Source organism: Paraburkholderia sp. BGA-UO-ETr-F21 (genome assembly GCF_059567925.1).
In genome coordinates this window covers 185,330-200,574 of sequence record NZ_JCAQOY010000039.1, presented here as the reverse complement: position 1 = coordinate 200,574, position 15,245 = coordinate 185,330, and the positions used below count along the sequence as shown (strand labels likewise).

Below are 15,245 nucleotides of genomic sequence, written 5' to 3'. Positions count from 1 at the left end.
CGGCCAATGCCGGCGCGGCTTCGCGGCGGAAATGAGCGGACCCACCTACAGAGGAAAAACAGCCGACGGGGTATGCGAAAAACAGATACACGGGAAGCTGCAACGTGGATTCCGGCGATGCACCGCCTCTTTCGTCACGCCACCCACTCCTCGCTTTCAACTCCCGCATGCATGAATGAGGAACTGCTGAAACGCAACGGCCGGCGTATCCAGCGTTGCGCCTTTGCGCCACAACATGCCCGCGTCCATCTGCGGAATCGCGTTGAGAATCGGCCGCGCGTCGATCCGCTTGCCTTCCAGCGACCACGGACGAAACACCATATCCGAAAGAATCGTCACGCCAAAGCCATGCGCCACCAGACCGCGCAGCGCTTCCATTGAACTGGTGCGAAACGCGATGTTGGGTTCGACATTGTTCTGCTTCCAGTACCGCAGCGTCGATTGCTCGCCTTCGTCCACGGTAATCAGGATGTACGGATAACTTGCGATATCCGCGAGCGAAGGCGCGTTCAGTTGCGTAAGCGGATGGGTCGGAGAAGTCCACAACTGCCGGCGCGAACGGATCAGCACGTGGTGCCGGAATTGCCTGATATTTTCGACGTTGGACAGCAGGACGATACCGAGATCGACGACTCCATCGAGCACCGCCTGTTCGATCGACTCGCGGTCGAGGTCATGCAGATCGATTTCGATGTCCGGGTACGTCGCGCGAAAACGCCCCATCAACTCGGGCAAAAAGTACCCCAGCACCGTATACGACGCAGCAATGCGCACCGTTCCCTTCAGATCGTGCGAGCGGAACGGCGCCTTGTAGACCGCGTCGCGCACCGAATCGAGTATGTGCCGCGCGTGGTTCAGGAAATCGTGCCCGTCCGGCGTCAACGTAACGCCCTGAGGCAGGCGCTCGAAGAGCCGCGTACCCAGGGTTTCCTCCAATGCGAGCACCGCATTGGTGATCGCCGACTGCGACACATGTTCGGCCGTCGCCGCCATCGAAAACTGCCCGCTCTGGGCTGCCGCCACGAAGTAACGCATCTGCCGCAGGGTAACGTCTTTTGACATGTGTTTTTCGAATAGCAGGATTCGGTATTCGTGATTTTACGTTGGACATTCCGCTTCCTATACTCCGCCCCAATAAAGCCGCCGGAGACTTCACCATGAACGCCCCGCTAACGCCCCCGCTACGTGACGCGCTTGCCGACGTATCGCTCGACGATAAATACACACTCGAAAAGGGCCGCGTCTATATGAGCGGCACTCAGGCGCTGGTGCGGTTGCCAATGTTGCAAAAGGCGCGCGACCGCCGCGCCGGCCTGAACACCGCGGGCTATGTGTCCGGCTATCGCGGCTCGCCGCTCGGCGCGCTCGATCAGGGTCTATGGAAAGCGAAGCAGCATCTGAAGGAACACGATGTCGTGTTTCAGCCGGGGGTGAACGAAGATCTCGCGGCGACCGCCGTGTGGGGCACGCAGCAACTCAATCTCTGGCCGGGCGCCAAGGTCGACGGCGTATTCGGCATGTGGTACGGCAAGGGGCCGGGTGTCGATCGCACCGGCGACGTCTTCAAGCACGCGAATTCGGCCGGCACCGATCCGAACGGCGGCGTGCTCGTGCTGGCGGGTGACGACCATGCGGCGAAGTCGTCGTCGGTCGCGCATCAGTCGGAGCATATGTTCGTGGCCAGCGGCATTCCGGTGCTGTATCCGGCAAGCGTGCAGGAGTATCTGGACTACGGTCTGCACGGCTGGGCCATGAGTCGCTACGCGGGTCTGTGGGTCGCGATGAAATGCGTTACGGACGTGGTCGAATCGAGCGCGTCGATCGACGTCGACCCGGACCGTTTGCAGATCGTCCTGCCGGACGACTTCGAGATGCCCGAAGGCGGCCTCAATATCCGCTGGCCCGACCCGCCGCTCACGCAGGAAGCGCGTCTGCTCAACTACAAGTGGTATGCGGCGCTCGCCTACATTCGCGCGAACAGGCTGAACCGCGTGGTGATCGACAGCCCCAACCCACGCCTTGGCATCATGACCGCCGGCAAAGCGTATCTCGACGTACGGCAAGCGCTCGCCGATCTTTCGCTCGACGACGAAACCTGCGCGCGTATCGGCATACGCGTGCTGAAGGTAGGCTGCGTATGGCCGCTCGATGCGCAGAACGCACGCGATTTCGCCACTGGCCTCGACGAGATTCTGGTGGTCGAAGAAAAACGCCAGATTCTCGAATACGCGCTCAAAGAGGAACTTTATAACTGGCGCGACGACGTGCGCCCGAAAGTATTCGGTAAGTTCGACCAGCGCGACGACGAAGGCGGCGAATGGTCCGTGCCGCGCGGACAGACGCTCTTGCCCGCGCACTACGAGCTGTCGCCGGCCTTGATCGCGAAAGCGATCGCCCGGCGCCTCGCCAAAGCCGATCTGCCAGCGGATCTGCGCGCGCGGATCGAGGCGCGCATTGCCGTGATCGAGGCCAAGGAACGTGAGGCGGCCACGCCGCGTTCCGTGACGGAACGGCAACCGTGGTTCTGTTCGGGCTGCCCGCACAACACGTCGACCCGCGTGCCGGAAGGCTCGCGCGCACTCGCCGGCATTGGCTGCCACTACATGTCGATGTGGATGGATCGCAAGACGGAGACCTTCAGCCAGATGGGTGGCGAAGGTGTTGCGTGGACCGGCCAGATGCATTTCACGAACGAGCGGCACGTATTCGTCAATCTGGGAGACGGCACCTATTTCCATTCCGGCCTGCTGGCGATTCGCGCGTCCATTGCTGCGAGCGCGAACGTCACCTATAAAGTGCTCTACAACGACGCGGTCGCGATGACCGGCGGCCAACCGGTGGACGGCGTGCTCACGGTTCCGCAGATCGCGTTTCAGGTCGTGGCCGAGGGCGCGAAGCAAGTGCTGATCGTCACCGACGAGCCTGAGAAATATGACGCGAACGTGCGCCTCCCCGAAGGCGTCAAGGTGTATCACCGCGACGAACTCGACCGGTTGCAGCGCGAGTTGCGCGAGGTGCCGGGTACGTCGATTCTGATCTACGACCAGACGTGTGCGACCGAAAAGCGTCGGCGTCGCAAACGCGGCACCTATCCCGATCCGGCGAAGCGCGCCTTTATCAACGACGCGGTATGCGAAGGCTGTGGCGATTGCTCGGTGCAATCGAACTGCTTGTCGGTGGAGCCGCTGCAAACGGCGCTCGGCACCAAGCGCAAGATCAACCAATCGTCTTGCAATAAAGATTTTTCGTGCGTGAAAGGCTTCTGCCCGAGCTTCGTCACCGCGGAAGGCGCGCAGGTGAAGAAGCCCGCCAAGCATGCATCCGCAGCCGCGTTGCCCGATTTCACGGCACTGCCCCGGCCCGCGATTGCGTCACTGTCGAAGCCGTATGGCGTGCTGGTGACAGGTGTCGGCGGAACCGGCGTCGTGACGATCGGCGGCTTGCTCGGCATGGCGGCTCACCTCGAAAACAAGGGCGTCACCGTGCTCGATATGGCTGGGCTCGCGCAGAAAGGCGGCGCCGTGCTCAGTCATGTGCAGATCGCCGCGACACCCGAACAATTGCACGCCACGCGGATCGCAGCCGGTGAAGCACGCCTGATTCTGGGCTGCGACGCGATCGTCTCCGCTTCCGCTGAAGTGCTGGCACGCACGCAACGCAGCGTGACGAAAGCAGCGATCAACAGCGGCGCCACGCCGACCGCGCAATTCGTGCGGGATCCGCACTGGCGCTTTCCGGCCGATCAGACGCAACTGGATCTGCGCGCGAGCATCGGCGAAGACTGCGACTTTATCGACGCCAATCGTCTCGCGCTCGCACTGCTAGGCGACACGCTCTATGCCAATCCTCTGTTGCTCGGCTTTGCATGGCAACGCGGCTGGCTGCCGCTTAGTTACGAAAGTCTCGATCGCGCGATCGAACTGAATGGCGTGGCCGTCGAAAAAAATCGTCTGGCGTTTGCATGGGGACGCTATGTCGCACAGCACGGTGAAGCAGGAGTGGACGCTTTCGCGCCATCGAGCGGCACGCAGCAGGCCATTGTCGTGCAGATGCCGGAATCGCTGGACCGGCTGATCGAGCGCCACGTCGAGCAGCTGAGTCGCTATCAGAACCCGCGCTATGCGGCGCGCTATGTTGAAGCCGTCGAACGTCTGCGCGCGAAGGAAACGGCTGTCATGGGTGGGGCGAAACCGCGCCTCACACCGGTCGTCGCGCGCAACCTGGCGAAACTGATGACCTATAAGGACGAGTACGAAGTCGCCCGTCTCTATGCAGATCCGGCTTACATGGACAAGCTGCGCGCACAGTTCGAAGGCGAACCGGGTCGCGATTACAAGCTCGCGTTCCATCTCGCGCCGCCATTGCTCGCCAAACGCGACGAACACGGCCACCTGAAGAAACAGCGATTCGGGCAATGGACGCTCACCATGTTCCGCGTGCTCGAAAAATTCAAATTCCTGCGCGGCACGGCGTTCGACGTCTTCGGCAAGACGGAGGAACGGCGCAATGAACGTGAGTTGATCGAGCAGTACTTCACGCTGATCGACGAATTCTGCACAACGCTCGACACCGCCCGATTCGATGCAGCGATGAAGCTCGCCAATCTGCCCGACGAAATTCGCGGTTTCGGTCACGTCAAGGAGCGCAACGTGCTCGCCGCGGCGAGTAAGCGCGAACGCTGGCTTGCCGAATACCGGACCGATGCGGCCAACATGTCACCCGTTTCATCTTCCTCACTTTTCGAAAAAGCGATATGAACACGAACATGCACGACCGTGACGGCGTAATCTGGCTCGATGGCGAACTGGTGCAGTGGCGCGACGCGCAACTTCACTTTCTGACTCATTCGCTCCACTACGGCATGGCGGTATTCGAAGGCGTCAGAGCGTACGAAGCCGCTGCGGGACCGGCGATCTTCCGGCTCGACGACCATACGAAACGACTCTTCAATTCCGCGAAGATCTTCGAAATGGCCGTGCCCTTCAGCTTCGAAACGATTCGCGAGGCGCAGCTGGAGGTGGTGCGCCGCAATCGGCTGACGTCGTGCTATCTGCGCCCGCTTGTCTGGCTCGGCAGCGAACAGATGGGCCTCGGTGCGCGCGGCAATACGGTTCATGTGGGCATCGCCGCATGGCCTTGGGGCAGCTATCTCGGCGAGGAGGGCCTCACGCGCGGCATTCGTGTCAAGACTTCGTCGCTGTCGCGCCACCACGTGAATGTGTCGCTGGTGCGCGCCAAGGCGAGCGGCTATTACATCAATTCGATCCTGGCCAATCGCGAAGTCACCCGCAATGGTTACGACGAAGCGCTGCTGCTCGATACGGAAGGCTATGTGTCCGAGGGAGCGGGCGAAAACGTCTTCATTGTGCGCAATGGCGTGTTGTATACGCCGGACCTTGCCTCGTGCCTCGACGGCATCACGCGTGCGTCGGTCATGGAAATCGCACGGGATCAGGGCCTTCAGGTCGTTGAAAAACGCATTACCCGCGACGAAATGTACTGCGCCGACGAAGCCTTCTTCACGGGCACGGCAGCGGAGGTCACGCCCATTCGTGAACTCGACGATCGCGTGATCGGCAACGGCGAGCGCGGACCAATCACCGCGTCGCTGCAGGCAACGTTCTTCGCCGCGGTGGCCGGCAAGTCGGAGCGCTACGCGCACTGGCTCACGCACGTGGCCCGCTAAACTCGATATTTGCACGGGCCGGGCGCCGGTGTGCCGCTCCCGGCCTACTTACGACACCGGACCATCATGCCCCACTCTTCGTCATCAGAACGCCTTCCAACTGACGCAATGCCCGTGCTGCGCGTCGTGCCCCAACCGTCGAGTGCCAATGTACACGGCGATGTGTTCGGCGGCTGGATCATGTCACACGTCGATATCGCCGGATCGATTCCCGCCAGCCGGCGCGCGAACGGACGCGTCGTCACCATCGCCGTCAATTCGTTCACGTTCAGGCAGCCCGTTTTTATCGGCGACCTGCTGAGCTTCTACGCGAATATCGTCCGCGAGGGACGTACGTCGATCACCGTCAACGTGGAAGTGTTCGCGCAGCGCATGGGCATGGCCGCGGACGTCGTCAAGGTGACGGAGGCCACGCTGACCTTTGTCGCTACCGACTCGGCGCGAAAGCCACGCCCCTTGCCGCCCATTGAAGCCGTTTGACGCTGTTTGAGGCCGTTTCCGCACCTTCTGCCACGCCGCCCCTATACTTGGCCTTGCCGGTTCCCATCGGCTAACTGTAGAGGGCCGCTCCTTACGGCCCCCCAGCTCGCCGACAACATTGAATTGTCACGCGCGACGCGTTTGGCATCGTGCCAACGTGACTGAAATCAAGGCAGCAGGTCACATCTAAAAACGACCGCTCAGCTGCGCTTTGCGCGGCGAACCGCCGACCGGGTGTCTCTTGACTCAGATCAAGAGCGACGCTTAGAGCGCCGCTAAAGTCACATTCACGACACTTGTTGCGCCGCACAATCATGGAGCATAAAACGCTCCGTCCGCCCGCGATTTCGTCGTGCCAGCAATTGCTGCTGTCACCGACACAAGTCCACCCGGCGCGGCTCATCCGTCATAGCTATCCCGCTGTCGTCAGTGCGTTCGGCCATGTCGCCGTGCGCACAGGGCAATCAAAAGGAATTCAGATGGACACTCGCTCCAGGTTGGCTCCCGCAGGCAATCACACACTGCCCGACAGATCCGCCGCCTCCGCTTCCGCCGCGCCGTTCCGGGAACTGGATCACGCCAAAGAGGCGATGATCGCGCGATTGACGGCGGGCCTATCGCCGGCCGCGTTGGGCGCGGCATTCTCCGACTGGCTTATCCATCTCGCGGCGGCACCCGGCAAGCAACTGGAACTCGCGTCGCTTTGGGTATTGAACACACGGCGTCTCGCCGACTATTGCGCCCATGTCTCTTCCGGCGCATACGCTCCCTTGCCGGCGGAGCCGTCGCCGAAAGACGACCGCTTTCGTGCCGACGTGTGGCAGACCGAACCCTACAGGCTGTGGCAACAGACATTCCTGCTCGCCGAGCAATGGTGGAATACCGCAACGCGCGAAGTGCCCGGTACCACGCGTCACCATGAAGACGTCGTGTCGTTCGTCGCGCGACAGTTGCTCGATATGCTGGCGCCTACCAACTTTCCGCTCACCAACCCGGAGGTATTCCAGCGCGCTATGTCGACAGCGGGTCTGAGCCTGGTTCAAGGTGCGGGCAACGCACTCGAAGACGCCACACGCCAGGCGAGCGGCATGCCGCCTGCCGGACTGGAGCAGTTCAAGGTGGGCGTCAATCTGGCCGTCACGCCGGGCAAGGTCGTGTTTCGCAATCACCTGATCGAACTGATTCAATACAGCCCCACGACTGACGAGGTGATCGCCGAGCCTGTGCTGATCGTCCCCGCCTGGATCATGAAGTACTACATCCTGGACCTGTCACCGCAAAACTCGCTGATTCGTTATCTGGTCGGACAGGGACACACCGTGTTCTGCATCTCGTGGCGCAACGTCGACGCCGACGACCGTGACCTCAGTCTCGAGGATTACCGGCAACTCGGTGTCATGGCCGCGCTCGACACCGTCTCGAAGATCGTCCCGGATCACAAGATCCACGCAACCGGCTATTGCCTCGGCGGCACGCTGTTGTCGATTGCTGCGGCAGCAATGGCAGGCTCGGGCGATCATCGGCTGGCATCGGTCACGCTGTTCGCGGCGCAAACGGATTTCACCGAGCCTGGCGAGTTGCAGCTCTTCATCGACGACAGCGAAGTCTATTTCCTCGAAAGCATGATGTGGTCGCAAGGCTATCTCGATGCCAGGCAAATGGCCGGTGCGTTCCAGCTCCTGCAATCGAACGATCTGATCTGGTCGCGCATCGTGCACGACTACCTGCTGGGCGAGCGCGCCCCGATGATCGATCTGATGGCCTGGAACGCGGACGCCACCCGCATGCCGTACCGGATGCACTCGGAATATCTGCGTCAACTTTTCCTCGACAACGACCTCGCCTCCGGCCGGTATCAGGTCGACGCGCGCCCGATCTCGATACGCAACATCCGGGCGCCGATGTTCGTGGTGGGCACCGAACGCGATCACATCGCGCCGTGGCGATCGGTCTACAAGATTCACGATCTTGCCGACACGGCAATCACCTTCGTGCTGACGAGCGGCGGTCATAACGCTGGGATTGTCAGCGAACCGGGCCACCCGCACCGGCAATTCAGGATCAAGGAGACCGCCGCCGACGACCTGCTCGTGAGCCCCGACGAATGGATGGCCGCCGCCACCCAACAGGAAGGCTCGTGGTGGCCCGTCTGGTCCGACTGGCTCAAGGCCCGATCGAGTCCCGAGCGGGTCGCGCCGCCGGCCATCCGCATCGAGCCGGGCGCGCACGCGCTTGCGGATGCGCCAGGCACTTACGTCTTCCAGCACTGAGGAGGCACTCGTGAACGATCTTCAGTTGCATAACCGGACCTTCGACGAACTGGCGATTGGTGAATCCGCCTCGCTCGTGCGGACAGCGGGGCAGCTCGACATCGATCTGTTCGCCGCCGTGTCGGGCGACGTCAATCCCGCGCACACCGACGCGACCTTCGCGTCGAGCGACATGTTCGGCCATATCGTCGTGCACGGCATGTGGACCGGCGCACTGATCTCCGCGCTGCTCGGCACCCGGCTGCCGGGCCCTGGCACCATCTATCTGGATCAGGACCTGCAGTTTCGCCATCCGGTCACGCCGGGCGACACGATCACCGCCACGGTGACGGTAAAGGAAAAGCGCCCCGACAAGCGGATCGTGCTGCTCGACACGCGCTGCACGAACCAGAAGGGCGACATTGTCCTGCTCGGCACGGCCACGGTGATTGCGCCGTCTGCCCCGATTGTCTGGCATCCCTCCCCGCAGCCTGAAGTGTCCGTGCGCCGGCACGACCGTTACGAGGCGTTCATTCGCGAAGCGCGCGCCCATACCGCACTGCGCACGGCCGTCGTGCACCCGTGTTCACCGGACGTCATTCAGGCAGTCCTTGAGGCGCGTGACGCAGGCTTGCTCGATCCCCTGCTCATCGGACCCGAAGCGAAGATCCGCGCCGCCGCCGAGGCCGCCAACGTGAGTCTCGACGGCATCACGATCGAAGCGGTGGCGCATAGTCACGCAGCCGCCGCTCGCGCCGTCGAGTTGGGCGCAGCCGGCAAGGTTGCCGCATTGATGAAAGGCAGCCTGCATACCGATGAACTGCTCTCCGCGGTCGTCGCCGCCGGATCGGGCCTGCGGACCGGCCGACGGATCAGCCATGTCTATGCCATGGACATCCCCGCTTACTCCAAGCCGCTGATCGTTACCGACGCGGCGGTCAACATCTCACCGACCCTCGCGCAAAAGCGCGATATCTGTCAGAACGCGATCGACCTGCTGCATGTTCTGGGCGTCGAGCAGCCGCGGGTCGCCGTGCTCGCCGCAGTTGAAACGGTCAATCCGGCGATGCCGACCACGCTCGACGCGGCAGCCCTCACCGTGATGGCCGCACGCGGCCAGATAACCGGTGCGCTTGTAGACGGCCCGCTCGCCTTTGACAACGCGATCAGCCTTGCCGCGGCGCAGACGAAAGGGGTTCACTCGCCGGTGGCCGGTCAGTCGGACATCCTGCTGGTTCCGGATCTCGAGGCGGGCAATATGCTGGCGAAACAGCTAGTCTATTTCGCGGGTGCCGACGCCGCAGGGCTCATTGTCGGCGCGCGACTGCCGATCATCCTGACGAGCCGCGCCGATAGCCTGCGGGTGCGCCTCGCATCGGTCGCGCTGGCGAGGCTCGTCGCCGAAAGCAGCCTTGGCGATCTGCTCGAATCATGAACGGCCCACTGCTCCTCACATTCAATCCCGGCTCTTCGACGGTCAAGATCGGGTTGTTCCGCGTGGTCGCCGGTGAAGCCGTGAGAATCGGCCAGGGCATGATCGACTTCCGGCACCAACCGTTGCAGTTGCATCTCGTGAACGACGGCAAGACGACGGACATCGCACTGCAATCCGCCGTCACCGACGATCTGCACGACGTGCTCGACGAAACGCTCGGTTGGTTCGCCACGCACTTTTCGCTCGACGATCTCGTTTCAGTCGGTCATCGCGTCGTGCATGGCGGCGATCGCTTCGCCGGTCCCGTCGCCATTACAGACGAAACGCTGGAGGCCATTACCGCGCTAGTCCCGCTTGCGCCGTTGCATCAGCCGCAGAGCGTCCGGTTGATCAAAGCGATTCGGCACCTGCGGCCTCATCTGCTGCAGGCCGCGTCGTTCGACACGGCATTTCATCGCACGCAGACGGCTCTCGTCCAACGTTTCGCGATTCCACGCGGACTCTTCGACAAGGGCATCAAGCGCTACGGCTTTCACGGGCTGTCATATCAATTCATTCGCGGTCAGCTCGAACTTCAGTTCCCGCCACTCGCACGCGGCAAGGTCATCGCCGCGCACCTGGGCAGCGGCGCAAGCCTGTGCGCATTCGAGGCCGGCGCAAGTCGCGATTCGAGCATGGGTTTCTCGACACTCGACGGCATTCCCATGGCCACGCGATGCGGTGCGCTCGACGCCGGCGTCGTGCTTCACCTGCTCGAACAACAGGGTCTCAGCGTCAGCGAGGTCGAGCATATGCTGTATGAGCAGTCCGGCCTGCTCGGTGTTTCCGGCATCAGTGCGGACAGCCGCGAACTGCAGGCAAGCCACCGCCCGGAAGCCCGCGAAGCGCTCGATCTGTTCGCTTTTCGTATTGCGGGCGAGGTCGCGCGGCTTGCCACCACACTCGGCGGCCTGGAGAGTCTGGTCTTCACAGCCGGGATCGGCGAGCATCAACCCGCAGTTCGGCTTGCCGTATGCGAGCGCCTCGCCTGGCTCGGCGTCGAACTCGATCGCGATGCGAACGACAGCAATGCGCGTGTGATCAGCAGCGCCCGCAGCCAGATCACGGTCCTCGTGCTGCCGACCGATGAAGAGCAGATCATCGCCAACGAGGCTATTGCGGTGCTGCATCGCGAGGCAATGAAATCATGAATTCCATCATCGATCTTTCCGGCAAGCGGGGGCTGGTTGTCGGCATCGCGAACGAGCACAGCATCGCCACCGGCTGCGCGAAGCTGTTTCGAGCAGCCGGCGCGGAACTGGCCGTCACTTATCTGAACGACAAGGCCGAACCGTTCGTCCGCCCGGTTGCCGAGGCGCTTCATTCTTCTCTCGTCATGCCATGCGACGTACGCATTGCGGGCCAATTGGAAGCCGTCTTCGAACGGATCACGAAAGAGTGGGGACGGCTCGACTTCGTGCTCCATTCAATCGCCTTCGCCCCCGCCGACGACCTGCACGCGAGCCTCGTCGACTGTTCGGCGGAGGGTTTCGCACTCGCGATGGACGTGTCGTGCCATTCGTTTATCCGCATGACGAGGCTCGCGCTCCCATTAATGCCCGATGGCGGCAGCCTGATGACCGTGAGCTTTTTAGGCGCCGAGCGCGCGGTCGATCATTACAACGTGATGGGGCCCGTCAAGGCCGCGCTCGAATCGAGCGTGCGCTATCTTGCGGTCGAACTGGCGGAGCGTCGTGTCCACGTCCATGCCATTTCAGCCGGCGCGGTCAAAACGCGCGCCGCGTCCGGCATCGACCATTTCGATGCGTTGCTCGACGACGTCCGCACGCATACGCCCGCGCAGCATCTCGTCACGATCGACGAGATCGGCCGGATTGCGGCCGTGCTCGCGAGCGAGGCGGGCATGACGCTGACCGGATCCACTATTTACGCCGACGCGGGCTTTCATGTCACCGCGTGAGCCGATCGAGCCCGTAAACGGTGCTCATCCAGATCATGGGCCTCACACGCCTCTCACCAGATACAAGCTTTCCAAAAGGAGCATGCGATGACAAGAACGGCCCTGATTACCGGCGGAGTAAGTGGAATCGGCGCGGCAACCGCGCGACAGTTGAAGAGCGCCGGCTATTCGGTGATTGCCAACTACTTCGGAAACGATGCCGAAGCCGATGCGTTTTATAAGGAAACGGGCATTCCCGTGTTCGGCTGGAACGTGGCCGACTTCGATGACACTCAGCAAGCGATTGCCAAGGTCGTCGCGCAATCGGGGCCGATCGACGTGCTCGTGAACAATGCCGGCATCACCCGTGACAGCACGCTGCACAAAATGACGCTGGAGCAATGGCGTAGTGTGATCGACGTGGATCTGGGCGGCTGTTTCAACACATGCCGGGCCGTCATAGAAAGCATGCGTGAGCGCCGCTTTGGACGGATCGTGAATATCAGTTCTGTTAATGCGCTTTCCGGGCAATTCGGCCAGACGAACTATGCCGCCGCCAAAGCAGGGCTTATCGGTTTCACCAAGTCGCTCGCGCTCGAAGGCGCATCGCGCGGCATCACCGCTAACGTGATTGCCCCAGGCTATACCGATACGGGCATGGTGCACGGTGTGCCAGATGACATTCTCAAAACGATTGTCAGCGGCGTGCCAGCGGGACGACTGGCAACGCCGGATGAAATCGCGCGCGGCGTCCTCTTCCTTGTTGCCGATGACGCTGCGTTCATCAACGGCGCCACGCTGTCGATCAACGGTGGCAAATATATGGCGTGAGAGTCGCAATGCCGTCGCGTTGACAAGATAACTGCCGCTGCGGGCGCATCGCCGGATCTCCTTCGCCGCGATGCGCTCGCCTTCGTTGCAAACGGCGTGGCTATCCGATCGTCAATTCGTCGTTGACCGCGTGCACGCCGGGTGCCGCCCACGCCGCTCCGCGCGCGATCGATCGCTCGGCATAGGAGCCGACCTTTCCGGTCAGCGTGACCGTGCCGTCACTCACGCTGACGCCGATGCGATTCGCCTCGCGCTCGACATGCCGCACGAGCGCTTTGCGGATGCTGTCAGCAATATCGTCACCCGCCGGATTCTCGTGCACATCGATGAGATTCGAAACCCCTGTCACACCGCGCATAGGGTTGATCATGCGCGTGGCGAGATGACGCTGATAGGCCCGCTCGAGCTTGCCTCGCAATGTTACCCATCCATTGTCGACCTGAACCTGCACGTGGACGTCCGATACGCCCACGGTCCACTTCAGGATCGACCGGACAGCGTTCGCAATGTCCTCGTCCGTTCTTTCATCGCCGTGCGGCAGGCGGATATCCATTCTGACCGTCACCGCTTTCACGCCCGCCACGCGTTTTGCCGCCTTCTCGGCAGCCAGCTTTTCCGCATAGCTCGTGGGATGGCCGGACAGCGTGACAACCCGGTCTTTCACCTCGACGTCGATGTCCGCCAGCGACACCGCAGGATCCCACGCCAACTCGTCTGCAACTTCTGCCTCCAACTGCCTGTCCGTTTTCATTGCGCTCTCCTGTCAGTTCCATGTGCTCATCTGCCATTTGCAATTCATGATGCCGCTCGCAATAGTTCGTTTCCATGGTTCGTCGCCTTCAAAGGGTGGGATAGCAGGCTCCTCACGCCACCTTTGAATGGACATACGGCCCGCGTCCTGGAGATCCAGCCGCGCGCATTACCATGACACTTCTCTAGCGCCGTTGAGCATGCCGATAGCGGGCATGCATGGCGCGAAACCCCAACGTCAACGCAAGCGCTGCACCTACCGCCATCAGCGACAAAAGGGATACGTAGCCGATCAGCTGCGTGAATTCGTCGGTACGATCCTGCTCGATCGATGTGATGTACGCGCGCGTGTTATCCGTCGCATCGGCCGATGTCGTTCGATACAGGAAGAAGGATCGACAGATATCGTCGTCCGGCTGTCTTGCCGGCAACAGTGAACCGGCCGCAACGCTGCGCACGCCGGCACACTCGGGCGCCGCCATGCCGGCCATGACCGCCGGGTCCAGCGGATGGTCATAGACGGAACCCGTCCACGTTACGGCGACCGCGAGCAGTGCGCTCAAGGCGACGAACTGAAACGACCGGATCAACCGTCGATGCCGGGGGCGTTCAGGTTCAAGCGCGTAGTTCATCGGACCCTCCGGCGCTTCGTCGCGAAGCGCTACTCAACTTAGGGTAGCTTTCGAAGCCGCTGCTCCAGTTGAGGTACATCAATCCCTGACTAGAGCGCGTCGGCGTTCGGATGAACGTTCTGCGGCCTATTATCGAAACAACGAGCCGAGCGGTGAGCGAACGGTTGTATGCGCGACTTCTGCATGGCGTCGCGGGGAGCGCACTATTGGCAAGCGGAGGCGTTTGCACCACTCCCCCGAAGGACTGCTCGTGCGAAGGGCTCAACCTGAGTTGCTACGAACAACTACGTCCACACTGGCCCTAAGCCTTTATTTCCGCCTTGAGAAATTCGACTAATGCCAATTGAAGCGTATTGAGCACCGAGCCAGACGTCACGAGTGCGAGTTCCGTCGGAGGCAACGCCGGCAACCCGTTACACACGCGATGCTCAGGCAGCACCGCCGACGTCGGCAGCACTGAAATCCCCAGCCCCGATGAAACAGCGGCCTGAATGCCGGTAAGACTCTGACTTCCAAACGCGACGCGCCAGCGCCGATGCGCCCGGTCGAGGCTGCGAATCGCACGTTGCCGGTATACGCAGCCGTGAGGAAATAGCGCCAGCGGGATAGGTTCGTCCGCCGACTCCGCCGGTAATTCGACATTGCCGCCTTGAACCCAAACCAGCGCTTCCGGCCAGGACGCGAGGCACTCGCCACTGCCCGGCTCGCGCTTGACCAGCGCGATTTCGATCTCGCCACTCGCCAGCTTGCGTTGCAGGTCCACGCTCATGCCGGCGACTGTCTCCAGCCGCACGCCGGGCTTCGCCTTGACGAAGCCCGACAGCATTGCCGACATGCGCCGTGCGTCGAAGTCCTCCGGCACGCCGATGCGAACCGGCGTCAGTTCCACGTCACTGACTAGCGCGTCCTGCGCTTCCTGCGCCAGCGCCAGCAGCCGGCGCGCGTATTGCGCGAGCAACTCGCCGTGCTCGGTCGCCGTCACCTGATTGCCCGTGCGGTCGCGCAGCAGCAGAGTCCGCCCGACCAGTTCTTCCAGTTTGCGCACCTGCTGGCTGACCGTGGATTGCGTTCGGTGCACCCGCTCGCCCGCGCGCGTGAAACTACCTTCGTCCACGACGCAAATCAGGGTGTTCAACAGATCGAGATCAAGCATGATCGGCTCGCTTTGTTATTTGAAACTCAACTGAAACTAAGAGCTTAATTTAATTTTCAAATATCGTCCAATATGCCTAAGCTGGGCACC

At 62.0% G+C, this 15,245-nt stretch carries 12 protein-coding genes; 8 read left to right on the top strand and 4 right to left on the bottom strand.

Annotated features, from left to right (window positions below; translation table 11 throughout):
- Positions 1-156 precede the first annotated feature (156 nt).
- Positions 157-1,062: a LysR family transcriptional regulator gene (locus AC57B1_RS30425; protein WP_408187188.1), complete on the bottom strand. Its 906-nt coding sequence runs from the start codon at positions 1,060-1,062 to the stop codon at positions 157-159.
- Positions 1,063-1,157: 95 nt separating this feature from the next.
- On the opposite strand from AC57B1_RS30425, the gene AC57B1_RS30420 reads away from it, so the two are divergent.
- The 8 genes from AC57B1_RS30420 to phbB all read left to right on the top strand — a co-directional run bounded on the left by AC57B1_RS30420 (position 1,158) and on the right by phbB (position 12,620).
- Positions 1,158-4,757 (top strand): indolepyruvate ferredoxin oxidoreductase family protein, encoded by a 3,600-nt coding sequence (locus AC57B1_RS30420; protein ID WP_496419550.1) that lies wholly within the window; start codon positions 1,158-1,160, stop codon positions 4,755-4,757.
- Positions 4,754-5,686 (top strand): branched-chain amino acid transaminase, encoded by a 933-nt coding sequence (locus AC57B1_RS30415; protein ID WP_496419549.1) that lies wholly within the window; start codon positions 4,754-4,756, stop codon positions 5,684-5,686. Before AC57B1_RS30420 ends, AC57B1_RS30415 begins: the two co-directional genes overlap by 4 nt.
- Before the next feature lie 66 nt (positions 5,687-5,752).
- Complete coding sequence (locus AC57B1_RS30410) at positions 5,753-6,166, top strand: acyl-CoA thioesterase (protein WP_496419548.1); 414 nt, start codon at positions 5,753-5,755, stop codon at positions 6,164-6,166.
- A gap of 479 nt (positions 6,167-6,645) precedes the next feature.
- Positions 6,646-8,436, top strand: a complete 1,791-nt coding sequence (locus tag AC57B1_RS30405) for a PHA/PHB synthase family protein (RefSeq protein ID WP_496419547.1) — start codon at positions 6,646-6,648, stop codon at positions 8,434-8,436.
- Positions 8,405-9,850: a bifunctional enoyl-CoA hydratase/phosphate acetyltransferase gene (locus tag AC57B1_RS30400; RefSeq protein WP_496419546.1), complete on the top strand. Its 1,446-nt coding sequence runs from the start codon at positions 8,405-8,407 to the stop codon at positions 9,848-9,850. The genes AC57B1_RS30405 and AC57B1_RS30400 overlap by 32 nt, the downstream gene beginning before the upstream one ends.
- A complete protein-coding gene (locus AC57B1_RS30395; RefSeq protein ID WP_496419545.1) occupies positions 9,847-11,040 on the top strand; it encodes an acetate/propionate family kinase in 1,194 nt (397 codons plus the stop codon). Before AC57B1_RS30400 ends, AC57B1_RS30395 begins: the two co-directional genes overlap by 4 nt.
- A gap of 8 nt (positions 11,041-11,048) precedes the next feature.
- The gene (gene fabI, locus AC57B1_RS30390) at positions 11,049-11,810 is read left to right on the top strand and encodes an enoyl-ACP reductase FabI (protein WP_408350894.1); all 762 of its coding nucleotides are present in this window, start codon (positions 11,049-11,051) and stop codon (positions 11,808-11,810) included.
- A gap of 87 nt (positions 11,811-11,897) precedes the next feature.
- Positions 11,898-12,620 carry an acetoacetyl-CoA reductase gene (phbB, locus tag AC57B1_RS30385; RefSeq protein ID WP_408350458.1) on the top strand — a complete coding sequence of 241 codons (723 nt, stop codon included), beginning with the start codon at positions 11,898-11,900 and terminating at the stop codon, positions 12,618-12,620.
- A 100-nt stretch (positions 12,621-12,720) separates the two neighbouring features.
- Here the strand turns inward: phbB and AC57B1_RS30380 are convergent, their stop codons facing one another.
- The 3 genes from AC57B1_RS30380 to AC57B1_RS30370 all read right to left on the bottom strand — a co-directional run bounded on the left by AC57B1_RS30380 (position 12,721) and on the right by AC57B1_RS30370 (position 15,155).
- Positions 12,721-13,371, bottom strand: a complete 651-nt coding sequence (locus AC57B1_RS30380) for a BON domain-containing protein (protein WP_408350461.1) — start codon at positions 13,369-13,371, stop codon at positions 12,721-12,723.
- Positions 13,372-13,555: 184 nt separating this feature from the next.
- Positions 13,556-14,002 carry a hypothetical protein gene (locus AC57B1_RS30375; RefSeq protein WP_496419544.1) on the bottom strand — a complete coding sequence of 149 codons (447 nt, stop codon included), beginning with the start codon at positions 14,000-14,002 and terminating at the stop codon, positions 13,556-13,558.
- 301 nt (positions 14,003-14,303) lie between these two features.
- Positions 14,304-15,155, bottom strand: a complete 852-nt coding sequence (locus tag AC57B1_RS30370; protein ID WP_408350467.1) for a LysR substrate-binding domain-containing protein — start codon at positions 15,153-15,155, stop codon at positions 14,304-14,306.
- Positions 15,156-15,245 lie beyond the last annotated feature (90 nt).